Annotated in this window: 19 protein-coding genes; 7 read left to right on the forward strand and 12 right to left on the reverse strand. The window is 67.6% G+C overall.

The window, feature by feature from the left end; genetic code table 11:
- Window positions 1-8: 8 nt before the first annotated feature.
- The 4 genes from C7444_RS10585 to purE all read right to left on the reverse strand — a co-directional run bounded on the left by C7444_RS10585 (window position 9) and on the right by purE (window position 3731).
- Window positions 9-911, reverse strand: coding sequence for an SGNH/GDSL hydrolase family protein (locus C7444_RS10585; RefSeq protein WP_110400820.1), 903 nt, complete (start codon window positions 909-911; stop codon window positions 9-11).
- Between the two features lie 108 nt (window positions 912-1019).
- Window positions 1020-2045 (reverse strand): L-threonylcarbamoyladenylate synthase, encoded by a 1026-nt coding sequence (locus C7444_RS10590; RefSeq protein WP_110400821.1) that lies wholly within the window; start codon window positions 2043-2045, stop codon window positions 1020-1022.
- Between the two features lie 22 nt (window positions 2046-2067).
- Window positions 2068-3264, reverse strand: coding sequence for a 5-(carboxyamino)imidazole ribonucleotide synthase (locus tag C7444_RS10595; protein ID WP_375136928.1), 1197 nt, complete (start codon window positions 3262-3264; stop codon window positions 2068-2070).
- A gap of 5 nt (window positions 3265-3269) precedes the next feature.
- The gene (gene purE / locus C7444_RS10600) at window positions 3270-3731 is read right to left on the reverse strand and encodes a 5-(carboxyamino)imidazole ribonucleotide mutase (protein WP_110400873.1); all 462 of its coding nucleotides are present in this window, start codon (window positions 3729-3731) and stop codon (window positions 3270-3272) included.
- Between the two features lie 134 nt (window positions 3732-3865).
- Between purE and C7444_RS10605 the strand changes: the two genes are divergently transcribed.
- Window positions 3866-4807 carry a tetratricopeptide repeat protein gene (locus tag C7444_RS10605; protein WP_110400823.1) on the forward strand — a complete coding sequence of 314 codons (942 nt, stop codon included), beginning with the start codon at window positions 3866-3868 and terminating at the stop codon, window positions 4805-4807.
- 7 nt (window positions 4808-4814) lie between these two features.
- Here C7444_RS10605 and C7444_RS10610 read toward each other — a convergent pair whose 3' ends face one another.
- From C7444_RS10610 to C7444_RS10635, 6 genes are all read right to left on the reverse strand, one after another.
- Window positions 4815-5924, reverse strand: coding sequence for a hypothetical protein (locus C7444_RS10610; RefSeq protein WP_110400824.1), 1110 nt, complete (start codon window positions 5922-5924; stop codon window positions 4815-4817).
- A gap of 25 nt (window positions 5925-5949) precedes the next feature.
- Window positions 5950-6861 carry a phosphoribosylaminoimidazolesuccinocarboxamide synthase gene (locus tag C7444_RS10615; RefSeq protein WP_375136927.1) on the reverse strand — a complete coding sequence of 304 codons (912 nt, stop codon included), beginning with the start codon at window positions 6859-6861 and terminating at the stop codon, window positions 5950-5952.
- A gap of 116 nt (window positions 6862-6977) precedes the next feature.
- Window positions 6978-8042, reverse strand: a complete 1065-nt coding sequence (gene fba, locus C7444_RS10620; RefSeq protein ID WP_110400825.1) for a class II fructose-bisphosphate aldolase — start codon at window positions 8040-8042, stop codon at window positions 6978-6980.
- Window positions 8043-8260: 218 nt separating this feature from the next.
- Window positions 8261-9691: a pyruvate kinase gene (gene pyk / locus C7444_RS10625; RefSeq protein ID WP_110400826.1), complete on the reverse strand. Its 1431-nt coding sequence runs from the start codon at window positions 9689-9691 to the stop codon at window positions 8261-8263.
- Between the two features lie 115 nt (window positions 9692-9806).
- Window positions 9807-12128 carry an NADP-dependent malic enzyme gene (locus C7444_RS10630; RefSeq protein WP_110400827.1) on the reverse strand — a complete coding sequence of 774 codons (2322 nt, stop codon included), beginning with the start codon at window positions 12126-12128 and terminating at the stop codon, window positions 9807-9809.
- Window positions 12129-12343: 215 nt separating this feature from the next.
- On the reverse strand, window positions 12344-12541 hold the full coding sequence (locus C7444_RS10635) for an LOTUS domain-containing protein (protein WP_110400828.1): 198 nt from the start codon (window positions 12539-12541) through the stop codon (window positions 12344-12346).
- 199 nt (window positions 12542-12740) lie between these two features.
- On the opposite strand from C7444_RS10635, the gene C7444_RS10640 reads away from it, so the two are divergent.
- The 4 genes from C7444_RS10640 to C7444_RS10655 all read left to right on the forward strand — a co-directional run bounded on the left by C7444_RS10640 (window position 12741) and on the right by C7444_RS10655 (window position 18262).
- A complete protein-coding gene (locus C7444_RS10640) occupies window positions 12741-14582 on the forward strand; it encodes a type I restriction-modification system subunit M (RefSeq protein ID WP_110400829.1) in 1842 nt (613 codons plus the stop codon).
- 265 nt (window positions 14583-14847) lie between these two features.
- Window positions 14848-15780 (forward strand): Abi family protein, encoded by a 933-nt coding sequence (locus tag C7444_RS10645; RefSeq protein ID WP_170130706.1) that lies wholly within the window; start codon window positions 14848-14850, stop codon window positions 15778-15780.
- On the forward strand, window positions 15777-17141 hold the full coding sequence (locus tag C7444_RS10650; protein ID WP_110400831.1) for a restriction endonuclease subunit S: 1365 nt from the start codon (window positions 15777-15779) through the stop codon (window positions 17139-17141). The genes C7444_RS10645 and C7444_RS10650 overlap by 4 nt, the downstream gene beginning before the upstream one ends.
- Window positions 17141-18262 carry a DUF4268 domain-containing protein gene (locus tag C7444_RS10655; RefSeq protein ID WP_110400832.1) on the forward strand — a complete coding sequence of 374 codons (1122 nt, stop codon included), beginning with the start codon at window positions 17141-17143 and terminating at the stop codon, window positions 18260-18262. The genes C7444_RS10650 and C7444_RS10655 overlap by 1 nt, the downstream gene beginning before the upstream one ends.
- Before the next feature lie 36 nt (window positions 18263-18298).
- Here C7444_RS10655 and C7444_RS10660 read toward each other — a convergent pair whose 3' ends face one another.
- Window positions 18299-19447 carry a Fic family protein gene (locus tag C7444_RS10660; protein WP_110400833.1) on the reverse strand — a complete coding sequence of 383 codons (1149 nt, stop codon included), beginning with the start codon at window positions 19445-19447 and terminating at the stop codon, window positions 18299-18301.
- A gap of 123 nt (window positions 19448-19570) precedes the next feature.
- Between C7444_RS10660 and C7444_RS10665 the strand changes: the two genes are divergently transcribed.
- Both C7444_RS10665 and C7444_RS10670 read left to right on the forward strand, forming a co-directional pair.
- A complete protein-coding gene (locus C7444_RS10665; protein WP_110400834.1) occupies window positions 19571-22678 on the forward strand; it encodes a type I restriction endonuclease subunit R in 3108 nt (1035 codons plus the stop codon).
- A gap of 336 nt (window positions 22679-23014) precedes the next feature.
- Window positions 23015-23278 carry a DUF2442 domain-containing protein gene (locus C7444_RS10670; RefSeq protein WP_110400835.1) on the forward strand — a complete coding sequence of 88 codons (264 nt, stop codon included), beginning with the start codon at window positions 23015-23017 and terminating at the stop codon, window positions 23276-23278.
- 20 nt (window positions 23279-23298) lie between these two features.
- Here the strand turns inward: C7444_RS10670 and C7444_RS10675 are convergent, their stop codons facing one another.
- The gene (locus C7444_RS10675) at window positions 23299-24492 is read right to left on the reverse strand and encodes a phosphoglycerate kinase (RefSeq protein ID WP_110400836.1); all 1194 of its coding nucleotides are present in this window, start codon (window positions 24490-24492) and stop codon (window positions 23299-23301) included.
- Window positions 24493-24523: the final 31 nt, after the last annotated feature.

The raw sequence follows: 24523 nt of genomic DNA on the forward strand, positions 1-24523 counted from the left end.
GGCCCGGATCAGAACGGGTTGTTGCGGGCGCGATTGACCGCCGCCAGCCCGAGCTGGCTGTGGAAGGGCAGGCCCGGCCGCTTGGCATCGGCCCACAGATAGGTCGAGGCCGTCGCGTCGGTGATCAGCGTGGAGGTGGTGCAGTCGGGCAGCGCGGTGCTGCAGGCGGCATCGGCCACGTTGGTGACGCTGTAGGTGCTCGGCGTGGTGATGATCGCGCTGAGGATCGAGTGGGCCTGCACCAGGCCGGCGTAGCGGCCCTCGTTCGTCACGTTGGCGCGGAACTCGGTGTTGAAGCGTTCGGTCAGGGCGGTCAGCACCGCCGAGTCGTCGGCCGACGCCAGGCCGCGCACGTAAGGCGAGTAGATCAGGCTGGGCACGGTGGAATAGACCACCCGCGCGCCGGCGCCGCTGTCGGTGATCGAGTTGACCAGCGCGCCCAGCTTCGTGCCGGCGGCGGCCACCTGGGCCAGCGCCGCCTCCTGGGTCAGCGTGCCGGCCCGGCGGGCCTCGAACGCGGCCAGCACGTCGTGCATGCCCGCCAGCACCGTCACCAGCGTGGCCGGGGCGAAGGTGTTGGCCGCACGGTAGGTGGTGACCTGGGCCACGACGTCGTCCACGGTCGCGCCGACCGTCGCCTGGATGCGGCTGGGCGGATTGGTCGCCGAGGTGCAGACGTCGAACGGCAGGCTGTAGTTGTCGGCCAGCACCTGGTTCCAGATGGCGTTGCTGGTGCAGTCGAGGCTGCCGTCGGTGGCCAGGGCGTTGACGCTGTACTTGCGGCCGGTGCTGGAGGTCGAGCCGGCGACGATCACGCTGAGCTCGTCGCCGAAGCTGACCACCTTGGTGGGCGCGTATTCCTCGACCCGCTGCGCACCGCCGCAGGCCACCAGGGTCGCGCCCAGCAGCATCGACCCGATCCGACCGCCCCAGCGGACCCAACGCCGATCCGCGGACGGCTGCACAGACTCAAAAGCACTCATCAAGACTCCAAAGGGATGGCAACGTGCCATCGGGCATCAAGCATCAGGCGCAGCGGCGGCGGCTCGCTGCAGGCGGTCACGCACGCCGTCCCAGACCGGATCGGCGGGCGGCTGCTCCACCCAGATCTGTCCGACCCGGGCCGCATCGAGGTCCCGCAGCACGCCGAACAGCTCATGCGCCACGGCATCCGGATCGCTCGGCATCACGCGGTGCAGCATACCCGGCGCCCCGGCCGGCAGGACCGAGCGGCAATATACCGCCACGGGGTCTCCCGGACGTGTCGCGGCCGCGGACGACTGCAACGCCGCCCGCAGCGTGTCGGTGTCCATCAAGCGCACGGTGGCGCTGGGCGCGTAGTGGGCGGCCAGCGTGCCCGACGCCCGCGGGCTGTGGCCGTCACGCTGGCCCAGCGGGGCCTGCAGCACGGCCTCGATGTGTGCCGCGCTGAGCGCGCCGGGGCGCAGCAGCACCGCCGGCTCGCGGGTGCAGTCGATGATGGCCGACTCGATGCCGACGGCGCAGTCGCCACCGTCGAGCACGATCAGCCCGGGCAGCGCGGTGAACTCGTCGGCCACATGCGCGGCCCGGGTCGGGCTGACGCGCCCGAAGCGGTTGGCGCTGGGCGCGGCCACGCCCGGCACGCCGGCCGCCGCGGCCGCCCGCAGCAGCGCCAGCGCCAGCGGGTGCGAGGGGCAGCGCAGGCCGACGCTGTCCTGGCCGCCGGCCGCCTCGGCACCGATGCCCTCGCGGCGCGGCACGATGACGGTCAGCGGGCCGGGCCAGAAGGCGGCCATCAGCCGGCGTGCCGACGGGGGCAACTCGGCCGCGAACGCCTCGGCCCCGGCCGCATCGGCCACGTGCACGATCAGCGGGTGGTCGCTGGGCCGGCCCTTGGCGGCGAAGATGCGGGCCACCGCCGCGGCGTCATCGGCGCGGGCACCCAGGCCGTAGACCGTCTCGGTCGGAAAGGCCAGCAGCTCGCCACGCACCAGCGCGTCGACCGCGGCCGGCAGGGCCGCGGCCTGATCCGCGGGGCTGGAGGCGGGCGTCACCCGAGCCATGACCGAGCTCCGGGGGCACGCATCAGAAGGCTTCCAGGCCCAGCAGCGCGCCGGCCTTCAAGGCGGCATCGCGGGCCGCCTCGGGGGTCGCCCCGGTCAGCGTCAGGTGGCCCATCTTGCGACCCCGGCGGGCCTGGGCCTTGCCGTAGAGGTGCAGGTGCACCCCCGGCAGGGCCAGTACGGCGGCCCAGTCGGGCGAGCGCTCGCGGCCCTCGGCATCGAACCACAAGTCACCGAGCAGGTTGAGCATCACCGCCGGCGAGTGCAGGCGCGGGGCCACCAGCGGCAGCCCGGTCATGCAGCGCACCTGCAGGTCGAACTGCGACACGTCGCAGGCATCGATGCTGTAGTGGCCGGAGTTGTGCGGGCGCGGCGCCATCTCGTTGGCCACCAGCGAGCCGTCGGTCAGCAGGAAGAACTCGACGCAGAGCACGCCGACGTAGTCGAGCGAGGCGGCGATGCGCTCGGCCGAAGCCACCGCCTGCTCGACCTGCGCGGCGTCCAGGCCCGGCGCGGGCACCTGGGTCACCGCCAGGATGCCGTCGCGGTGCAGGTTGTGCTGCACCGGCAGGTGCACGACCTCGCCGGCCGCACCGCGCGCGACGATGACGCTGAGCTCGTCGGCCAGCGACAGGCGCTGCTCGAGCACGCAGGTCACGCCCTGCAGGTCCGTCCAGGCCGCTTCCAGCGCGGCACGGTCGGCCACGCGGACCTGGCCCTTGCCGTCGTAGCCCAGGCGGGCGGTCTTCAGGATGCCCGGCAGCAGCGTGTCCGAGACCGCGGCCAGCGCGGTCTCGGAGTCGATCACCGCATACGGCGCGCACGGCACGCCGCTGGCGGCGAAGTGGGCCTTCTCGGCCACGCGGTCCTGGCAGACCGCCACGGCGGCGGCGGCAGGCGCCACCGGACGGTGGTCGGCCAGCTCGCGCAGCGCGTCGGCCGGCACGTTCTCGAACTCGGTGGTCACCGCGTCGCATTCACGCACCAGCTCGGCCAGGCCGGCCGGATCGAGGTAGGCGGTGCGCACCTGGTGGTGCGCGGCCTGGGCGGCGGGGCTGTCCGCCTCGGCCTCCAGCACGACCGTGCGGTAGCCCAGCTGCTGGGCGGCGTGCACGAACATGCGGCCCAGCTGCCCGCCCCCCATCACGCCCAGCGTGGTGGCCCGGGCGGGATCGTGGGCGGACGGGGTGCCCGGCAGCAGGCGGATCGAGGCGGCCATGTCCATCAGCCCTCCAGCTTCATGGCGCGGGCGACCTCGGTCTGGCGCTCGCGGAAGGCCTGCAGGCGCGCGGCCAGGTCGCTGTCGTGGTTGGCCAGCTGGGCCACCGCGAACAGCGCCGCATTGGCCGCACCGGCCACGCCGATCGCGAAGGTCGCCACCGGGATGCCCTTGGGCATCTGCACGATGGAGTGCAGCGAGTCGACCCCCTGCAGGTGCTTGCTGGCCACGGGCACGCCCAGCACCGGCACGGTGGTCTTGGCCGCCAGCATGCCGGGCAGGTGAGCCGCCCCGCCGGCACCGGCGATGATGGCCTGCAGGCCCCGGCCGCGCGCCGCCTCGGCGTAGCGGAACATGTCGTCGGGCATGCGATGCGCGGACACCACCTGGGCTTCATAGGGCACGCCGAACTCGGCGAGAATCTCGGCGGCATGCTTCATGGTGTCCCAGTCACTGTTGGACCCCATGACGATGCCAACCACGGGCGAGGCGCTGTTCACGGCGTACTCCGGGCGGAAAAGGACGCGATTTTAGGCGCCTGACGCACCGGGCTTGCATTTGGGGGCAGTCGCCTTCACCTCAGCCGCACAAAGGTGCCGCGATGATCGATATCACACTAGAGAATTTTGAAGCCGAACTGATCCAGGCCTCGATGCAGCGCCCGGTGCTGCTCGACATCTGGGCGCCGTGGTGCGGCCCCTGCCGCACGCTCGGTCCGATGCTCGAGAAGCTCGAGACCGACTACGACGGACGCTTCCTGCTGGCCAAGCTCGACAGCGACGCCGTGCCCGAGATCGCGACCCAGCTCAGCCAGATGTTCGGCGTGCGCTCGATCCCCTTCTGCGTGATGTTCCTGCAGGGCCAGCCGGTCGACGGATTCGTCGGCGCGCTGCCGGAGGACAAGCTGCGCGAGTTCCTCGACAAGCATGTGCCGAGCGCCGCCGAGGCGGAAGCAGAGGCCGACACGCTGGAAGCCGAGGCGCTGGTCGAGGAGGGAGACGACGACGCGGCGGTGGCCAAGCTGGCCGAGGCGCTCGCCCTGACGCCCGACCACGAGATGGCGCGCCACGACCTGGTCAAGCTGCTGCTGGAGCTGGGCCGCATCGACGCCGCCCGCGAGGCGTATGCCCCGGTGGCCGGCAAGCCCTACATCGACACCCGCCTGGCCGCGCTCGGCTGGTGGCTGCTGGCCTGCGAGAAGGCCGGCCAGGCCCGCTCGCTGGCGGAGCTCGACGCGGCGATCGCCGCCAACCGGCGCGACTTCGCCGCCCGCTTCGAGCGCGCCCTGCTGCTGCTGGCACGCGACGCCCGCACCGAGGCGATGGACGAGCTGCTCGAGATCATCATGCGCGACAAGGCCTGGGGCGAGGAGAACCCGCGCAAGCTCTACGTCGCCATCCTCGAGCTGATGAGCAAGCCCGCCCCCAAGGCCCAGGCGGCCGAGGCCAAGGGCGCCGTGCAGCTGGCCGGCAAGGCGACGGTCCCGCAGGGCGATCCGGTCATCGACCAGTACCGCCGCAAGCTCAGCATGTCGCTGTTCTGACGCCGGCTCAGGCGCGCAGCAGGTGGCGCTCCAGCCGGGCCTGCACCACCAGCGTCTGCAGCCGGTGGCTGGCCTCGCGGAAGGTCCGGTAACCGCTGTCGGCCTGCTGCTGGTGCTGTGCGGCCAGCGCGTCGAGCCCCAGGCGGGACAGCACCTTGTGCAGCACCGCATGGGTGATCACGCGCTCTTCCGGCTCGGTCACGGCCATCAGGGTCGAGTCGGCGGAGCGGGCCGCCGCCAGCGCCTCGTCGCTGCGGCCGAGCTGCAGCAGGCACCAGGCGCGGTCGGCCTGGTAGAGGCACTCGGTGCCGGTCAGGCCCTCGCGCAGCGCACCGGCCATGTGCTCGTCGTACAGCGCCAGCGCCGTGGCGAAGTCGCCGGAGATCGTCAGCACCTGCGCACGCTGCATCGGCGTGTGGTGGCTGAGCGCCCGGATGCGCAGGCTCTGGTCGAGGCAGATCGACGACTCCATGCCGAGCTGCACCCGCCGCACCGCGCTCTCGTCACGGGTGCCGAACAGGTCGGCCAGTCGCACCTCGATCAGCCGCAGCAGCGAGATGTTGTAGATCACGGCACTGAGCGTCGCCCCGTCCCCCTCCGCGGCCGCATGCACGCGCGCCCGGCTGTACCACGGCTGGGCCAGGTCCTCGCGGCCGGCGAAATGGGTCGCGCAGGCGAGCACCAGGCAGGCCCGCGCCCTCGCGCTGTGGTGATCGGGTGCGGCCTGGCTCAGGGCCAGATCGGCATGCTCGACCATCGACGGGTAGTCCTGCGCGCGGAAATCACAGTGCGCCATCCAGGCCGCCGACAGCGCCTGGATGTGCGGCGCCTTGACCGAACAGGCCAGCGCGTGGGCACGCCTCAGGCGGTCACGCGCCCGGGCGTTGAGGCACTCGTAGTAGTCGACCAGGCCTTCGGTCAGCCACAGCCAGGCGTTGAGTACCGCATTGGACGGCGTCTCCGGCAGCGCACGCAGGCCGGCCACCTCGGCCCGGGCCTCGTCGACCTGGCCGAGCCGGGCCAGCACCGACGCCCGCTCGGCGCGCAGGAACGGCAGCTCGCGCGGGATGCGGGCCTGCGCGATGGCAGCCTCCAGATTGAGCAGCTGTCGGTGCATGCACGGGCCCGCGGCAGGGCGAGGATCAGATCGCGGTCAGGCGGACCAGGGCTTCGCGGTACTTGGCGGCCGTCGCGTCGATCACCTCGGCCGGCAGCGCCGGCGACGGCGCTTCCTTGTTCCAGGGCTGGCCGTCGATGCGCACGGCCTCGAGCCAGTCGCGCACGAACTGCTTGTCGAAACTGGGCGGATTCTGGCCGGCCTGCAGCGCGGCCTCGTAGCTTTCCACCGGCCAGTAGCGCGAGGAGTCCGGCGTCAGCACCTCGTCCATCAGCGTCAGCACGCCGTGCTCGTCCAGGCCGAACTCGAACTTGGTGTCGGCGATGATGATGCCCTTGGTCAGCGCGAAGTTGGCCGCGGCCTGGTACAGGTGGATCGACACGTCGCGGATCTTGGCGGCCAGCGGCGCACCGATCTGGTCGACCATGCGGTCGAAGCTGATGTTCTCGTCGTGGTCGCCCATCTCGGCCTTGGTGGCCGGCGTGAAGATGGGCTCGGGCAGCTTGGCCGCGTTGCGCAGCCCGGACGGCAGCGCCACGCCGCAGACCGACTGGCTCTCCTGGTATTCCTTCCAGCCGCTGCCCGCCAGGTAACCACGCACCACGGCCTCGATCGGGACCGGCTTCAGGCGCTTGACCAGCATCGAGCGGCCCCGCACCTGGTCGACCTCGTCGGGCGCGACGACGCTGGCGGGCTCGTCGCCCGTCAGGTGGTTGGGCACGATGTGGCCGAGCTTGTCGAACCAGAACAGCGCCACCTGGGTCAGCAGCTCGCCCTTGCCGGGAATGGGCTCGCCCATGATCACGTCGAAGGCCGACAGGCGGTCGCTGGCGATCATGAGGATGCGATCCTCGCCGACGGCGTAGTTGTCTCTGACTTTGCCGCGGGCGAGCAGAGGAAGGCTGTGCAGGGAGGATTCGAGCAGGGCTGTGGACACGGTCGTGATGCAGTTCGGTTGGTGACGGGATTGTAGGCGCGCACCAACAAGAACGGCCCGCTTGCGCGGGCCGTCGTGCGCCGCGGCCCGGCCGCGGCGAAAGGATCGGACGGGGCTCAGACCACCATCTGGGCCAGCGCGCCGCTGGCGTACATCGTGGCGATCTGGCTCATCGCGATCGGCTTGATCTTGCCCGCCTGGCCTTCGCAGCCGAACTCCATGTAGCGCTGCTTGCACAGGGCCGTGGCGGCCTCGCGGGCCGGCTTGAGCCACTCGCGCGCGTCGAACTTCTCGGGGTTCTCGAACATGAACTTGCGCACCGCGCCGGTCATCGCCAGGCGGATGTCGGTGTCGATGTTGATCTTGCGCACGCCGTGCTTGATGGCTTCCTGGATCTCGGCGACCGGCACGCCGTAGGTCTCCTTCATCTTGCCGCCGTACTGGTTGATGATGGCCAGCAGGTCCTGCGGCACCGACGACGAGCCGTGCATCACCAGGTGGGTGTTGGGGATGCGCGCGTGGATTTCCTTGACGCGCGAGATGGCCAGGATGTCACCGGTGGGCGGGCGGCTGAACTTGTAGGCGCCGTGGCTGGTGCCGATGGCGATCGCCAGCGCGTCGAGCTGCGTGGCCTTGACGAACTGGGCGGCCTCTTCCGGGTCGGTCAGCATCTGGCTGTGGTCGAGCTTGCCCTCGGCGCCGATGCCGTCTTCCTCGCCGGCCTCACCGGTTTCCAGGTTGCCCAGGCAGCCCAGCTCGCCCTCGACGGTGACACCGACCTGGTGGGCCATGTCGACCACCTTGCGGGTCACGTCGACGTTGTAGTCGAACGAGGCCGGGGTCTTGCCGTCGGCCTGCAGCGAGCCGTCCATCATCACCGAGCCGAAGCCCAGGTCGATGGCGCCCTGGCAGATCGCCGGGGTCTGGCCGTGATCCTGGTGCATCACCAGCGGGATGTGCGGATAGGCCTCGACGGCCGCCTGGATCAGGTGCTTGATGAAATGCTCGCCGGCGTACTTGCGTGCACCCGCGCTGGCCTGCAGGATGACCGGAGCGCCGAGTTCATGCGCCGCGGCCATCACGGCCTGCACCTGTTCCAGGTTGTTGACGTTGAAAGCCGGAATGCCGTAGCCGTTTTCGGCGGCGTGGTCCAGCAGCTGGCGCATGGAAACGAGGGCCATGGTGATCCTTGGAGAGTGAAGAGAAATCCTGGCTCCGGATCCGCCGGCGACCGTGGACAAGTCCTGCCGCGCCAGCATGAAACCGTGCTGTAACCCGCAGATTCTACGGTCCCCACCCGCGGGAAAGAACCCTGCGAGCCGGGGACTCCGTCACCGATCGCCCACGCCGTGGCTTTCTGCCGATGCCGGTTCGGGACACCCCCCCCGCCCGTCCGGCCTCAGGCGACCAGGCAGACCTTCAGCATGTTGGTGCCGCCCGGATGGCCCATCGGCTCGCCGCAGGTGATGGCGTAGGTGTCGCCCGGGCGCAGCACGCCGCGGTCCACCAGGATGGCCTCGGCCTTGGCCAGCGCCGCGTCACGCTCGTCGAACGCCGGCATCAGGATCGGCCGCACGTTGCGATAGAGCACCATCTTGCGCTCCGACAGCGGCTGGGTCGTCAGGCCGAAGATCGGCACGTTGATGCGGTGGCGGCTCATCCACAGCGCGGTCGAGCCCGACTCGGTCAGCGCGACGATGGCCTTGCAGCCCAGGTGGTGGGCAGTGAACAGCGCGCCCATCGCGATCGACTGGTCGATGCGGCGGAAGGTCTTGTTGGTGAAGTCGGCGTCGAGCTTGACCTCGTCGGCACGCTCGGCCGCGTAGGCGATGGCCGCCATCTGCTCGACCGTCTCGACCGGGTACTTGCCCGCGGCGGTCTCGGCCGACAGCATCACGGCGTCGGTGCCGTCGAGCACGGCGTTGGCCACGTCCGACACCTCGGCGCGCGTGGGCACCGGGTTCTGGATCATCGACTCCATCATCTGCGTGGCGGTGATGGCGACCTTGTCCATCTCGCGGGCCATGCGGATCATCTTCTTCTGCAGCGCCGGCACGGCGGCGTTGCCGACCTCGACCGCCAGGTCACCGCGGGCGACCATGATGCCGTCCGAGGCACGCAGGATGGCCTCGAGCTGCGGGATCGCCTCGGTGCGCTCGATCTTGGCGATCATGCCCGGCTTGTGGCGCCACGGCTCGCCGGCCACGTTGGCCAGCTGGCGCGCCATCTCCATGTCGGTGGCGTTCTTCGGGAAGGACACCGCCAGGTACTCGCACTGGAAGGACATCGCCGTCTTGATGTCCTCCATGTCCTTGGCGGTCAGCGCCGGGGCGGTCAGGCCGCCGCCCTGCTTGTTGATGCCCTTGTTGTTGGACAGCTCGCCGCCGATGCGCACGAGGGTGTGCACCTCGTCGCCCCGCACGGCCTCGACCGTCAGCACGATCAGGCCGTCGTTGAGCAGCAGGCTGTCGCCCGGCTTCACGTCGCGCGGCAGTTCCTTGTAGTCGAGGCCCACGCCCTCGATGTCACCCGGCTCGACGCGGGACGCGTCGAGCACGAAGGCCTGGCCCTGCTCGAGCATGACCTTGCCTTCGGCGAACTTGCCCACGCGGATCTTCGGGCCCTGCAGGTCGGCCATGATGGCCACCGGCTTGCCCACGCGGGCAGCCACCTGGCGCACCAGCGTGGCCCGGTCGATGTGGTCCTGGGCCTTGCCGTGGCTGAAGTTCAGCCGCACGACGTCGACCCCGGCGCGGATCATGCGTTCCAGCACCGCCGGGTCGGACGAGGCAGGGCCGAGGGTGGCAACGATCTTGGTCTGGCGGGGCATCTGGCGGTCTCCATTGAGGTGTTCTGACCCTCGCAACAAGGCGCCGCTGGACATTCCGGCGCCCCCTGCAATGCGGGGTGCGCCGGATTATCGACCCCGATCCGGAACAGACCGGTTACAGGCGGCGGGAAGCCGCACCGGCAGCAGCGTCAGCCACCGCCAGCGCCGTCATGTTCACCACCCGGCGCATCGACGCCGACGGCGACAGGATGTGCACCGGCGCGGCCGCCCCCAGCAGGACCGGGCCGACCGTCACGCCCTTGCCCGCCGTCACCTTCAGCACGTTGAACAGGATGTTGGCCGCGTCGATGTTGGGCAGCACCAGCACGTTGGCCGAGCCCGTCAGCGTCGAGTCGGGCAGGATGTTGCGGCGGATCGTCTCCGACAGCGCCGCATCGCCGTGCATCTCGCCGTCGCACTCGATCTCGGGCGCACGCGCCACGAACAGGTCACGCGCCTCGCGCACCCGCCGGGCCGACGCCCGCGACGAGGTGCCGTACATCGAGTGCGACAGGAAGGCCACCTTCGGCGGCACGCCGAAGCGGCGCACCTCCTCGGCCGCCATCAGCGCGATCTCGGCCAGCTCCTCGGCGCTGGGCTGCTCGTTGATGTAGGTGTCGGTGATGAACAGGTTGTGCTCGTCGAGCATCAGCGCGTTCATCGTCGCGAACACCTTGGCCCCCGGCTTCTGGCCGATGACCTGCTTGACGTACTCGAAGTGCGTGTCGTAGCGACCGTGCAGGCCGCACAGCATCGCGTCGGCATGGCCGAGCTTGAGCAGCATGGTCGCGATCAGCGTCGTCGAGCGGCGCACCGCCGCCTTGGCCGCCTCGACCGAGACGCCGTCGCGCTTCATCAGCCGGTGGTATTCCTCCCAGCAGGCGCGGAAGCGCGGATCGTCCTCGGGGTTCACCACCTCGAAGTCGACGCCGGCCTTCAGGCGCAGGCCGGCACGCTCCAGGCGCATCTGGATCACCGACGGGCGACCCACCAGGATGGGCTGCGCCAGGCCATCGGCCAGCACCGCCTGCACCGCACGCAGCACCCGCTCGTCCTCGCCCTCGGCGTAGACCACCCGGGCCGGGCTGCGCTTGGCCGCAGCGAACACCGGGCGCATGAACATGCCGGTCTGGTAGACGTAGCGGGTCAGCGAATCGCGGTAGGCCACCAGATCGGTGATCGGGCGGGCCGCGACCCCCGAATCGACCGCCGCCTGCGCCACGGCCGGCGCGATGCGCAGGATCAGGCGCGCGTCGAACGGCTTGGGGATCAGGTAGTCGGGGCCGAACTTCAGGTCCTGGCCGGCGTAGGCGGCCGCGACCTCGTCGCTGGTCTCCTCCTTGGCCAGCGCGGCGATCTCGCGCACGCAGGCCAGCTTCATCTCCTCGGTGATGCGGGTCGCGCCGCAGTCCAGCGCGCCCCGGAAGATGTAGGGGAAGCACAGCACGTTGTTGACCTGGTTCGGGTAGTCCGACCGGCCGGTGGCGATGATGCAGTCCGGCCGCGCCGCCTTGGCGATCTCGGGGCGGATCTCCGGCTCCGGGTTGGCCAGCGCCAGGATGATCGGCTGCGAGCCCATGCTCGCGACCATCTCGCCGGTCATCACGCCCGCGGCCGAGCAGCCCAGGAACACGTCGGCGCCACGGATCGCGTCGGCCAGCGTCACGTCGCTGGTGCGCTGGCAGTAGCGCTGCTTGGACTCGTCGAGCTTGCCGGCGACGACGTCGGCGCGGCCCTCGCGGATCACGCCCTTGGAGTCGCAGACGAAGATGTTCTCGATCTTCACGCCCAGGCCGACCATCAGGTCCAGGCAGGCGATGGCCGCCGCGCCCGCGCCCGACACCACCATCTTGACCTCGCCGATGCGCTTGCCCACCAGCTCCAGGCCGTTGAGCAGCGCCGCACCCGAGATGATCGCCGTGCCGTGCTGGTCGTCATGGAAGACGGGGATCTTCATGCGCTCGCGCAGCTTCTTCTCGATGTAGAAGCACTCCGGCGCCTTGATGTCCTCGAGGTTGATGCCCCCGAGCGTGGGCTCCAGCGCGGCGATGATCTCGACCAGCTTGTCCGGGTCGTTCTCGGCCAGCTCGATGTCGAACACGTCGATGCCGGCGAACTTCTTGAACAGGCAGCCCTTGCCTTCCATCACCGGCTTGGACGCCAGCGGGCCGATGTTGCCCAGGCCCAGCACCGCCGTGCCGTTCGTCACCACCCCCACCAGGTTGCCACGCGAGGTGTACTCCGCCGCCAGCGTCGGATCCTGCTCGATCGCCAAGCACGGATACGCCACGCCGGGCGAGTACGCCAGCGACAGATCACGCTGGTTCATCAGCGGCTTCAGCGGCGTGACCGCGATCTTGCCGCGCGCGGGCGCACGGTGGTATTCCAGCGCGGCGTCACGCAACGCCTGTTCTGCGGATGACAGGGGTTCACTCATGCAAGGCTCCGAAATGCGTCCCGTGGACGTCAGGAAAAGACAAGGTCCGCGAGGGTAACTGCGCCAACGCCCACCTGAAACCGGCAAATCGGAGGAAAACCCGGGTCATGCGACCCCCGTGGAATCGTCATGCAGAAGCGGCATGACGCAGGCAGTCAGCGGGGCAGCACCGCCCACCGGTACGCTGAGGCACCGGCTTCAGTCGGGGCTCGGCATCAGACGACCTCACCCTCCACCTTCGACCGAAGCCGCACGGTCCAATGCCCGCCGGACTCCTGCTGGAGCGCCAGCAGGTCGTCGGTGCGCAGCATGTCCAGCAGACCGGAATGACCGTAGGTCTTCGGCGAGAAGGCCGGGTGGGTTTCAGGAAGTGCCCCTGTGCCCTGGGTGAAAGCGCGGCACACACTGGGCATGGGCAGGTGCAGCTCTTGTCCGTCAAGGGCAAGCGTGCTGGGGCTTCGCACGAAGGCTGGCGCGTCTGCCCAACCCCGACATCGTGTCCGTCGGTGCGGCCCTTTCCACGCCGGGCCGTCTTGGCGACGCTTCTGGGCTGACAGATTGTGCTCGGCGGTCAAAATGCTCAGAACACTGCCAAGCCACTCCTGGAACCGAATGAACCATCAAGCGCTGTCTTCCTTCATCTGGTCCGTCGCCGACCTGTTGCGTGGCGACTTCAAGCAAAGCGAATACGGCCGCGTCATCCTGCCGTTCACCGTGCTGCGCCGGCTCGACTGCGTGCTGGCGGCCACCAAGCCGGCGGTGCTGGCCGAGTTCGCGGCCCGGACCGCCGCCGGCCTGAACCCGGAGCCCTTCCTGCTGCGCAAGGCCGGCCAGAGCTTCTTCAACACCTCGTCGCTCGACCTCGTCACGCTGCTGGGCGATCAGGACCATGTCCGGCAGAACCTCTACGCCTACATCCAGGGCTTCTCGCCGGCGGCGCGGGACATCTTCGAGCGCTTCGACTTCCACACCCAGGTGGAGCGGCTGGCCAAGGCCGACCTGCTGTACCTGGTGGTCGAGAAGTTCGCCAACATCGACCTGCACCCCGAGCGGGTGGACAACGCCAGCATGGGCGCGGTGTTCGAGGAGCTGATCCGCAAATTCGCGGAAATCTCCAACGAGACGGCCGGGGAGCACTTCACGCCGCGTGAGGTCATCCGGCTGATGGTGAACCTGCTGTTCATCGAGGACGATGACGTGCTGACACCCGGCAACTCGGTGGTGCGCACGGTCTATGACCCGACGGCGGGGACGGGCGGCATGTTGTCGGTGGCGGGCGAGTACCTGCTGGAACACAACCCGCAGGCCCGCCTGACGATGTTCGGCCAGGAGCTGAACGACGAGTCCTACGCCATCTGCAAGGCGGACATGCTCATCAAGGGTCAGGACGTCGGCAACATCGTCGCGGGCAACACGCTGAGCGACGATGGCCACGGCGGGCGCCAGTTCGACTACATGCTGTCCAACCCGCCGTTCGGGGTGGAGTGGAAGAAGGTCGAGCGGGCGGTGCGCCTGGAGCATGAGCAGCGGGGGTTTGACGGCCGCTTCGGTCCGGGGCTGCCGCGGGTGTCGGATGGTTCGCTCCTGTTCCTGATGCACCTGCTGGCCAAGATGCGCCCGGCGCAGGACGGGGGCAGCCGCTTCGGGATCGTGCTCAACGGCTCGCCGCTGTTCACGGGCGGCGCGGGCAGCGGCGAGAGCGAGATCCGCCGCTACGTGCTGGAGAACGATCTGGTGGAGGCCATCGTCGGTCTGCCGACCGACATGTTCTACAACACGGGCATCGCCACCTATGTCTGGATCCTGTCGAACAAGAAGCCGGCGGACCGCCGGGGGTTGGTGCAGCTCATCGACGCGGGGAGCTTCTGGCAGAAGATGCGCAAGAGCCTGGGCTCCAAGCGCAAGGAGATGAGCGAGGCGCACATCGAGCAGGTGACGCGCCTGTTCGGTGGCTTCGCCGAGGCGGAACTCGTCACGGTGCTGGACGCGGCCGGGCAAGCGCTGGGCGAGGCGCAGCTGGTCACGGGCGCCGACATCCCGCCCGTGGCGCCGGACGGTGGGCGCCTGAAGCGGGTGCCGGTGGCGCGCATCTTCCGCAACGAGGACTTCGGCTACACCACGATCACGGTCGAGCGTCCGCTGCGGGATGCGCAGGGTCAGCCGGTGCTGGGGGCCAAGGGCAAGCTCAAGGGCAAGCCGCAGCCCGACAGCGCCCTGCGTGACACCGAGAACGTGCCGCTGAGCGACGATGTCCGCGCCTACTTCGAGCGCGAGGTGCTGCCGCATGCGCCGGATGCGTGGATCGATCCCGAGAAGACCAAGGTGGGGTACGAGATCCCGTTCAACCGGCATTTCTATGTCTTCGAGCCGCCGCGTTCGCTGGCCGAGATCGATGCGGATCTGAAGCGGTCGACGGATCGGATCAAGGCGATGATCGAGGGGCTGTCGGCATGAGTGCGGCTGTTGTCGCCGCGAAAAGTGTCGGCAGTGCTGACACCAATGCAGCATCTCGCTTGCGCTGATCGCCGACGCACATGCCCTGAACGACAATGTGCGGCAACATCCAGATCGACAAAAAAACGCTGCCACAGCGCAGCAGACGGCGGGGAAAAAATGGTGGACGGGAGTAGAATCCGCGGCAACAACACCCCCCAAGCCTCTCGGACAGCCCGCTGTCATGATGCTCAAACCGGGGGGTTTATCTTTTTGGGGCTGGCCCATGCACTTTGACAAGCCGCCCCTCTCGCTGGCTGATCAGGTCGCCCTCTGGCGGTCGCGTGGCCTGCAGGTAGCGGATGTGCCTCGGGCCGGGCGCTACCTCGACAACATTGGCTACTACCGCCTGAGTGCGTACTGCCTGCCGTTCGAGGTGCTGCCCGCCCCAGGGGAGCGCCGGCAGCATCAGTTCATCCCGGGGACGACATTCGAGCAGGTGCTCCAGCTCTACATCTTCGACCGCAAGCTGCGGCTGCTGGTGATCGAAGCCATCGAGCGACTCGAAGTGGCGGTGCGCACCCGCTGGGCCCATGCAATGTCCTTGCGCCACGGTGCGCACGCGCACATGGACAGCGCGTGCTTCAAGGATCCGGGGTGGCACGCCAAGAATCTGGCCAACCTTGCGCGGGACATGGAGAACAGCACCGAGACCTTCGTTGTCCACTACCGCGCCACATACACCTCGCCTGTCTTGCCGCCGATCTGGGCGGTGGTCGAGACGATGTCGCTGGGCGCGCTGTCGCACTGGGTGAAGAACACGCGCGACAACGTGGCCAAGCAGGCAATCGCCAACAGCTTGGGTCTGCCGACGGTGGAGGTGATGGAGCGTGTGTTGCACGTGCTGACGCCGATTCGCAATGCCTGTGCGCACCACAGTCGGCTGTGGAACCGGCGCTTGCCGATGAAGCTGCCGCACATCAAGCGGCAGGCGAGCAACCTTGTGCCGCCTGAGAGTCCGCACCACCAGGCGAACTACCTCTACAACCCGCTGGCGCTGCTGGCTGCCATGTTGAACACGATGAACCCTGGCACGACGTGGGCAGCGCGCCTCGTGCGTCTGCTGGACACCGAGTTGCCTGCCGACCGGCTGTCTGCCATGGGATTTCCACAGGACTGGCGCATACGGCCGGTCTGGCAGGAGGGCAACAAGCCATGAGCTTTCCCACATACGCGCACTACAAGGATTCCGGGGTCGAGTGGCTGGGCGAGGTGCCGGCGCATTGGGATTCTTTGAGATTCTCTAGGGCAATTCTTGCCATCAAAGATGGTACGCATGGCACTTTCGCTCGGACAAGCGATGGTCTCCCTTTGCTCAGTGCAAAAAACGTTTCGAACGGGCTTATCGAGACAACTTCGGCGGAAAGTTTGATTTCGGTGGCTGACCATGACGCCATCGTCGATAACGGATTCCCAGTTCGGGGTGACATTTTGCTGACCATCGTCGGCACTATTGGGAGAGTCTGTGTTTATCCCTTCGACCACCCGATTGCATTTCAACGAAGTGTTTGCTTCGTTCGGCTATCGAGAGGGTACCGACCAACGTTTTTTTTCTATCTCATTCAGTCCAAGTTTTTCCAAGAACAGCTTCAGAGTCGATCAAAGAGTTCGGCCCAAGCTGGAATCTACATGGGCGATGTTTGTGCGACACATTTGGCTTGTCCGCCAAGCGAGATTGAACAGGATTGCATTGCGACTTTCCTCGACCACGAAACCACCAAGCTCGACGCCCTCATCGCCGAACAACGCACCCTGATAGACCTCCTCAAGGAAAAGCGTCAGGCGGTCATCTCCCATGCCGTGACGAAGGGGCTGGATCCGCGGGTGCCGATGAAGGATTCGGGGGTGGAGTGGCTGGGGGAGGTGCCAGCGCATTGGGAAACCAAGCGCATCAAACATCTGGTTGAGAGTTTTGAGCAAGGCTGGAGCCCGCAGTGTGAAGGCTACCCGGTCGAGTCGGACACTGAATGGGGTGTCTTGAAAGTCGGTTGTGTCAACGGTGGAAAATTTCGTCGTGAGGAAAATAAAGTCTTGCCCATGGATATCGAGCCTATTCCATCGCTTGGTATTTGTGCCGGAGATTTACTGATTTCTCGTGCAAATACCAGAGAACTTGTCGGTAGCGCGGCTGTCGCAGATCAGAATTATTCGAACTTGCTTCTGTGTGACAAGCTTTATCGGATCAAGTTGAAGCAGCAAGACTGTGACCCGCAATTTCTCGGTATGTACCTTGGAACTGCATCGGCGCGGGGGCGGATTGAATTGTCTGCAACAGGTGCTAGTAGCTCTATGGTCAACATTGGACAGTCAGCTATATTGGAAATGCAGTTGTCTCTACCTCCATATGGTGAACAATTGCAGATAACTTCATTTCTCAGAGAAGAAACCATTCGCTTGGGCGCTCTCACTGACGAAGCCCAAACCACCATCGCCTTACTGCAAGAGCGCCGCAGCGCGCTGATTTCCGCCGCCGTCACCGGCAAGATCGACGTGCGCCAGCACACCACCGAGGCCGCCTGATGCCGCTGTTCCACTACACCACCGACCGCCTGCAACCCGTGGCCGAGACCACCTTCGGCGCCGAAGGCATCCTGGAGCGCCAGGATCTACAACGCCTGCTGCGCGAGCAGATCGACGCGCTCGGCGAGCGGCTGCTGGTCATCGCCGAAGAGTTCGGCGACTGGGCCGACAGCGCACGCCGCATCGACCTGCTCTGCCTCGACACCGACGCCAACCTCGTCGTCGTCGAACTCAAGCGCACCGAGGGCGGCGGCCACATGGAGCTGCAGGCCCTGCGCTACGCTGCCATGGTCTCCACCATGCGCTTCGAGCAACTCGTCGACACCCACGCCAAATACCTCAACCGCCTCGCCGCCGGCCCCGCCCCCGACACCGACGCCGCCCGCGCCGCCATCCTCGGCTTCCTCAACTGGACCGAAGTCGACGAAAGCCAGTTCGCCCAGGACGTGCGCATCGTGCTCGCCTCGGCCAACTTCGGCCGCGAGCTGACCACCGCCGTCATGTGGCTCAACGAGCGCAACCTCGACATCCGCTGCGTGCGCCTCAAGCTCTACCGCCTCAACGCCGAGACCGTGCTGCTCGACGTGCAGCAGATCATCCCGCTGCCGGAAGCCGCCGAGTTCCAGACCCGCATCGACGTGAAGAAGCAGGCCGAGCGGCAGGACCGTTCCGACCGCAAGGTGCTGCGGGCGCAGTTCTGGGAAGCCCTGCTGGTGGCAGCGAAACCCCAATGCGCGACCCATGCCGGACGGGCAGCGACCTCCGACGGCTGGCTGTCGGGTTCCGTGGGCCGAGCGGGTTTCGTGCTGAATTACGTGGTCCGCCGCGACGACGCGCAGGTCGAACTCTGGATCGCCCTGGGCACCGGCAAGGCTGCGCTCAACAAGGCCGCCTTCCATGGACTGAAGGCCCAGCAGGCCGCCATCGAGGCCGATTTTGGTGCGACGCTGGAGTGGCAGGAACTGCCCGAAGGCGAGGGCTGCCGCATCCGTTATGTCCTGCCGGATGGCGGGTATCACTCGCCCGCCGAGCAGTGGCCGCAGATCCAGGCCCGCATGATCGACGCCATGGTCCGGATGGACCGGGCCATGCGGACGCGGGTCGCCAGACTCGCGTTCTGACCCTAGATCTGCGACCGACTGGCTGTACGCCTGGCCTCACCGCGTCAACAACTCGATGTAGGTACCGTAGCTGTAGATCCGGTTTTTTTTCTGGCCTGTTTGCTCGGTCACGATGGTCAACTGCTCCAGCAACTGGACGGCCGCGTTGGCGGTGGGAAAGCTGGTGTCGAGTTTTTGCCGCGCCTGCTCGACCGTGAAGCGCGGCATCAGCGGCAGCAACTCGAACAGGCGGTAGCTGGCTGGACCTGCTTTCGGGTGGGCTAGCAATCGGCGGCGGTCGGTGTTGACCAGACTCGCCACGGCGATGATGCTGCGCTCGGCTTCCTCGGCCGCTCGACTCACGCCTTCCAGGAAGAAACCGACCCAGCCCTCCCAGTCGCCCTCGGTGCGGATGTTCGACAAGCGCCGGTAGTACTCGGATTGGTGCTGCTTCAAATAGCCGCTGAGATAAAGCAGCGGTTCGGACAACAGACCCCATTGCTCCATCAGGGCACCGATCAGCAGCCGGCCCAGGCGCCCGTTGCCGTCCAGGAAGGGGTGGATGGTCTCGAACTGTGCATGTACCAGTGCCACGCGCACCAGCGGTGGCAGAGTGGCCGGGGTCTGGTGGATGAAGTGTTCCAGGGCGGTCAACAGCTCGGGCACTTGTTCGGCCGGAGGGGGAACGAACGCAGCGTTGCCGGGGCGGGTACCACCGATCCAGTTCTGCGACCGGCGCAGTTCGCCCGGCTGCTTGCCTGCCCCCCGTGTGCCGTCCAGCAGCAGGCGGTGTGCATTGCACAGCAGGCGCACACTCAGTGGAAGCCCGGTGGGAGAGCGCATCTCGGACTGCACGTGGCGAAACGCGCGCAGGTAGTTGGTGACTTCCTCGACATCGTCGGCGTTGTGCACGGCAAAGCCGGCTTCCTGGTCGAACACGTCGGTCAGCGTGGCCTGCGTGCCTTCGATTTGCGAGGTGAGCAGGGCCTCCTTGCGCACCGCGCCGTACAGCAGCCAATCGACCGACGGCACAAGCCCCGACACACCGGCCAGCCGGGCCAGCGCCAGCTCGGCCAGATGGTTGGCTGCTTGTACGGCTTCCATCGCCAGTGCAGGGGAGTCCGGAGGCAAGGGGTGCGGCACAAAGGCCTTGACCTCTTCGCCGAGGGTGGTGGTGCGGGCGTGACGCCCCGTGATGCGCTTCATGATGAAAGCCGATTTGAATGGCTGAAGCGCAAATTAAAGCATGCTTTAATTGCTGGGCGCGTGATGAAAGGCGGCTTGCATTCAGCGGACCCTTCACCGCGTGGCACCAGGGGGAACGAACACATGTCACTGCACCGAGAACATCACTTCGAGTCCGAGATCTGCGCGCATCTGGCGACCAACGGCTGGCTCCACGCCGCAGGTGACGCCGCACAGTTCGACCGCACCCACGGCCTGTTCCCGCCCGACCTGCTCGCCTGGATCGAAGCCACCCAGCCCGACGCCTGGACGCGCCTCACCAAGACGCACGGCCCCGCGCTGCCCCGGGTGCTGGCCGAGCGGGTGCGCAAGAGCCTGAACGAGCGCGGCACGCTGGACGTGCTGCGCCGGGGCGTGGAGATGCTAGGCCTGCGCGAGCCGCTGATGCTGGCCCAGTTCAAGCCGGCGCTGGCGCTGAACGCCACGACGCGCGCCCACTACGAGGCCAACCGCCTGCGCGTGGTGCGGCAGGTCACGCACTCGCCCAACAACCCGAAAGCCGAGCTGGACCTGGTGCTGTTCCTCAACGGCCTCGCGGTGGCCACGGTGGAGCTGAAGTCCGACTTCACGCAATCCGTCCACGACGCGGTGGACCAGTACCGCTACGACCGCCACCCGCAGCCGAAGGGCGGTTTGCTGGAGCCGCTGCTCGGCTTCCCGGGCGGGGCGCTCGTGCATTTCGCGGTCAGCCAGTCCGAGGTGATGATGGCCACACGGCTGGCGGGCCCGGCCACGGTGTTCCTGCCGTTCAACCGAGGCCACGACGGCGGCGCCGGCAACGCGCCCAACCCCGAGGGCTTCGCCACCGCCTACCTGTGGGAAGAGGTCTGGGCGCGGGAAAGCTGGCTCGACATCCTGCACCGCTACCTGATCGGCAAGCGCGACGACAAGAAGCAGCTCAAGAGCGTGGTCTTCCCGCGCTACCACCAGCTCGACGCCACGCGCCGACTCGTGGCCGACGTGCTGACGCAGGGGCCGGGGCAGCGCTACCTGATCCAGCACTCGGCCGGCTCCGGCAAGACCAACTCCATCGCCTGGACCGCCCACTTCCTCGCGGACCTGCACGACGCCGAGCACCGCAAGCTGTTCGACAGCGTGCTGGTGGTGAGCGACCGCAACGTGCTGGACGTGCAGTTGCAGGAAGCCCTGTTCGACTTCGAGCGCAACGCCGGCGTGGTGGCGAGCATCACGAACGAACACGGCGCCAAGAGCGCGCAGCTCTCGCAGGCGCTGAAGGACGGCAAGAAGATCATCGTCTGCACCATCCAGACCTTCCCATTCGCCTTGAAGGCCGTGCAGGAACTCGCGGCCACCGAGGGCAAGCGCTTCGCCGTGATCGCCGACGAGGCGCACAGCTCGCAGACCGGCGAGGCCGCGGCGAAGCTCAAGACGCTGCTGTCGGCGGAGGAATGGGCGGACCTGCAGGACGGCGGCGCCGTGGACGCCAACGACATCGCCGCCGCCAACATGGCCGCCCGCGCCGGGGACAGCGGGCTGACGTATGTCGCCTTCACCGCCACGCCCAAGGCCAAGACGCTGGAGCTGTTCGGCCGCAAGGGCGCCGACGGCCTGCCGCAGCCGTTCCACGTCTACTCCATGCGCCAGGCGATCGAGGAAGGCTTCATCCTCGACGTGCTGAAGAACTACACCAGCTACCAGCTCGCCTTCAAGCTCGCCCACGACGGCAAGACCTGCGACGAGGCGCAGGTCGAGCGCAGCGCGGCGATGAAAGGGATCATGCAGTGGGTCCGGCTGCACCCGTACAACATCGCCCAGAAGGTGCAGGTCGTCGTCGAGCACTACCGCGAGAACGTGCAGCCGCTGCTGCAGGGGCGGGCCAAGGCGATGGTGGTGGTCGGTTCGCGCAAGGAGGCGGTGCGCTGGCAGAAGGCCATCCGCGCCTACATCAGCCGCCAGCACTACCCGCTGGGCGTGCTGACCGCGTTCTCGGGCGAGGTGGACGACCCGGACAGCTACCCGGACGCGGTCACCGAGGCGTCCAAGGAGCTGAACCCGGGCCTCAAGGGGCGCGACATCCGGGATGCGTTCGCCGCGCCTGAGTTCCACCTGCTGCTGGTCGCCAACAAGTTCCAGACCGGGTTTGACCAGCCGCTGCTGTGCGGCATGTATGTCGACAAGGTGCTCGGCGGCATCCAGGCGGTGCAGACGCTGTCACGGCTGAACCGGTCGCATCCGGGCAAGGACACAACCTACATCCTCGACTTCGTCAACGAGCCGGCCGAGATCCTCAAGGCTTTCAAGACCTACTACCAGACAGCCGAGCTGGAAGCCGCCACCGACCCGCACCTGGTCTACGACCTGCGGGCGAAGCTGGACGCCGCCGGCCACTACGACGACTTCGAGGTGAACCGCGTCGCCAAGGTGGACCTGGACCCGCTGGGCACGCAAAAGCAGCTCGACGCGGCCATTGCCCCGGTGGCCGACCGCCTGCTGCGGCGCTACAAGGCCGCGCAGTTGGAGCGGATCGCCGCGCTGGAGCGGGGTGACGACAAGACCGCCGCGCAGGCGAAGGACACGCTGGACGCCCTGGTGCTGTTCAAGAACGACATGGGCGCCTTCGTGCGGCTGTACAGCTTCCTCAGCCAGATCTTCGACTACGGCAACACCGACATCGAGAAGCGTTTCCTGTTCTTCAAGCGGCTGATCCCGCTGCTGGAATTCGGCCGGGAGCGCGACACGGTGGACCTCAGCAAGGTGGTGCTGACCCACCACACCCTGAAGAACCACGGCCGACAAGCCATGGGGCTCGACGTCGACGGCCGCTACACGCTGCCGCCCATCGACGCGGTGGGCAGTGGCGCGGTGCAGGAAAAGGAAAAGACCTACCTGGACGAGATCATCCAGAAGGTGAACGGCCTGTTCGAAGGCGAGCTGACCGACGGCGACCAGCTCGTCTACGTCAACGGCGTGCTCCGGGGCAAGCTGCTGGAGAACCAGATGCTGATGCAGCAGGCCGCGAGCAACACCAAGGAGCAGTTCGCCAACTCGCCCGACCTGAAGGATGCGCTGATGCACGCCATCATGGACGCGCTGGACGCCCACACCACGATGAGCACGCAGGCGCTGGGCTCGGAGCGGGTGCGCGATGGGCTCAAGGACATCCTGCTGGGGCCGGCACGGTTGTATGAGGCGCTGCGGGCGCGGTCTGGGACTGGGGCGTTGTCCAGTTAGCCGAACATCAGATGCCAAGCCTCGCTTTCAGCGCCGCGACCTCATCTCCCGACAAAGCCGGAAACAAGCCGTGGTCAAGCCCGAAGGTCACTGTCGTTTGCGCCGTACCATTTAGCCCCTGGATGACCTGCCTTGTACAAGGCTGCGTTGCTACCCATGACGAGGCCATGCCCACGTCCTGCGTGTAAAGCACTGTCTTGACACTCGGGAAGAGGGCATGGCCGTTGTGCAACAACTCCAGCGCGAAAATGTCCGCCAGCGCGTTGCAGGCATCTTATTCCTCGAATTCAAGCTTCGGTTTGACGACGGCTCTCCCCGGCGTGGCAGAACGATGGCTTGAGATGGCAGGGTTGGCGTCGTAGCCTCGAACAGGCAGAGGACTTCGAACTGGTCCTGTCCTTCTCGAACGGTGCGCGAGGACGCTTCGACGGGGCGGCTTACCTGGGCACCCGCCACGGCCCGCTGCTGGAACCGCTGCGCCAGGCCGGCTACTTCCGACGCTGCTTCGTCGAGGCGGGCGCGGTCTGCTGGCCCAACGGGCTGGAGCTGAGCGGCGCACGGCTGTTCGAACTCAGCCAGCCGCTCAGCCTGGCCGCCTGAGCGGCCAGGGGCTCGGGGCTTCAGCCCTCGGCGCGCTTGCTCAGGATCTCGAAGGCCGGCAGCGTCTTGCCTTCCAGCACCTCGAGGAAGGCGCCGCCGCCGGTGGAGATGTAGCCGACGTCACCCTCGATGCCGTACTTGGCGATCGCCGCCAGCGTGTCGCCGCCGCCGGCGATGCTGAAGGCTTCGCTTTCGGCGATGGCGCGGGCGACGGTTTCGGTGCCGTGCGAGAAGGCCTCGAACTCGAACACGCCGACCGGGCCGTTCCAGACGATGGTGCCGGCGGCCTTGAGCTGGGCGGCCAGGATGGCGGCGGTCTGCGGGCCGATGTCGAGGATCAGGTCGTCGTCGGCGACGTCGGTGGCAGCCTTGACGGTGGCCACGGCGTCGGGCGAGAAGGTCTTGGCGCAGACCACGTCGACCGGGATGGGCACGGCGGCGCCGCGGGCCTTCATGGCGTCGATCACGGCCTTGGCTTCACCGACCAGGTCGGGCTCGGCCAGGCTCTTGCCGATCGAGAGGCCGGCGGCCAGCAGGAAGGTGTTGGCGATGCCGCCGCCGACGATCAGGCCGTCGACGTTGGCCGACAGGGCCTTCAGGATGGTCAGCTTGGTGCTGACCTTGGAGCCGGCGACGATGGCGACCAGCGGGCGCTTGGGGTTGGCCAGGGCCTTGGAGATGGCGTCGATCTCGGCGGCCAGCAGCGGGCCGGCGCAGGCGATCTTGGCGTACTGGGCGATGCCGTAGGTGCTGGCTTCGGCGCGGTGGGCGGTGCCGAAGGCGTCGTGCACGAACACGTCGCACAGCGCGGCCATCTTCTGCGCCAGTTCGGCGTTGTTCTTCTTCTCGCCCTTGTTGACGCGGCAGTTCTCGAGCATGACGAGCTGGCCGGGTGCGACCTCGACGCCGTCGACCCAGTCGGCGACGACGGGGATCTCGCGGCCCATCAGCTCGCCCATGCGGGCGGCGACCGGGGCCAGCGAGTCGGAGGGCTTGAACTCGCCTTCGGTCGGGCGGCCCAGGTGGCTGGTGACCATCACGGCGGCGCCGGCCTTCAGGGCCATCTCGATGCAGGGGATGGAGGCGCGGATGCGGGTGTCTTCGGTGATGTGGCCGGCGTCGTCCTGCGGCACGTTCAGGTCGGCACGGATGAACACGCGCTGACCGGCGATCTGGCCGGAGGCGATGAGGTCTTGGAGGCGGAGGATCTTCATGGGAGTCGCTCGAGGTCAGTGAAAAAAATCG

The organism is Sphaerotilus hippei (genome assembly GCF_003201595.1).
In the GTDB taxonomy this organism is placed as follows: Bacteria; Pseudomonadota; Gammaproteobacteria; order Burkholderiales; family Burkholderiaceae_C; genus Sphaerotilus; species Sphaerotilus hippei.

Excerpts from the sequence above, each read along its gene's own strand:
- C7444_RS10585 (WP_110400820.1), bottom strand. The coding sequence starts at position 911 with ATGCTGCTGGGCGCGACCCTGGTGGCCTGCGGCGGTGCGCAGCGGGTC.
- C7444_RS10590 (WP_110400821.1), bottom strand. The coding sequence starts at position 2,045 with ATGGCTCGGGTGACGCCCGCCTCCAGCCCCGCGGATCAGGCCGCGGCC.
- C7444_RS10595 (WP_375136928.1), bottom strand. The coding sequence starts at position 3,264 with ATGGCCGCCTCGATCCGCCTGCTGCCGGGCACCCCGTCCGCCCACGAT.
- purE (WP_110400873.1), bottom strand. The coding sequence starts at position 3,731 with ATGGGGTCCAACAGTGACTGGGACACCATGAAGCATGCCGCCGAGATT.
- C7444_RS10605 (WP_110400823.1), top strand. The coding sequence starts at position 3,866 with ATGATCGATATCACACTAGAGAATTTTGAAGCCGAACTGATCCAGGCC.
- C7444_RS10610 (WP_110400824.1), bottom strand. The coding sequence starts at position 5,924 with ATGCACCGACAGCTGCTCAATCTGGAGGCTGCCATCGCGCAGGCCCGC.
- fba (WP_110400825.1), bottom strand. The coding sequence starts at position 8,042 with ATGGCCCTCGTTTCCATGCGCCAGCTGCTGGACCACGCCGCCGAAAAC.
- pyk (WP_110400826.1), bottom strand. The coding sequence starts at position 9,691 with ATGCCCCGCCAGACCAAGATCGTTGCCACCCTCGGCCCTGCCTCGTCC.
- C7444_RS10630 (WP_110400827.1), bottom strand. The coding sequence starts at position 12,128 with ATGAGTGAACCCCTGTCATCCGCAGAACAGGCGTTGCGTGACGCCGCG.
- C7444_RS10635 (WP_110400828.1), bottom strand. The coding sequence starts at position 12,541 with ATGCCCAGTGTGTGCCGCGCTTTCACCCAGGGCACAGGGGCACTTCCT.
- C7444_RS10640 (WP_110400829.1), top strand. The coding sequence starts at position 12,741 with ATGAACCATCAAGCGCTGTCTTCCTTCATCTGGTCCGTCGCCGACCTG.
- C7444_RS10645 (WP_170130706.1), top strand. The coding sequence starts at position 14,848 with ATGCACTTTGACAAGCCGCCCCTCTCGCTGGCTGATCAGGTCGCCCTC.
- C7444_RS10650 (WP_110400831.1), top strand. The coding sequence starts at position 15,777 with ATGAGCTTTCCCACATACGCGCACTACAAGGATTCCGGGGTCGAGTGG.
- C7444_RS10655 (WP_110400832.1), top strand. The coding sequence starts at position 17,141 with ATGCCGCTGTTCCACTACACCACCGACCGCCTGCAACCCGTGGCCGAG.
- C7444_RS10660 (WP_110400833.1), bottom strand. The coding sequence starts at position 19,447 with ATGAAGCGCATCACGGGGCGTCACGCCCGCACCACCACCCTCGGCGAA.
- C7444_RS10665 (WP_110400834.1), top strand. The coding sequence starts at position 19,571 with ATGTCACTGCACCGAGAACATCACTTCGAGTCCGAGATCTGCGCGCAT.
- C7444_RS10675 (WP_110400836.1), bottom strand. The coding sequence starts at position 24,492 with ATGAAGATCCTCCGCCTCCAAGACCTCATCGCCTCCGGCCAGATCGCC.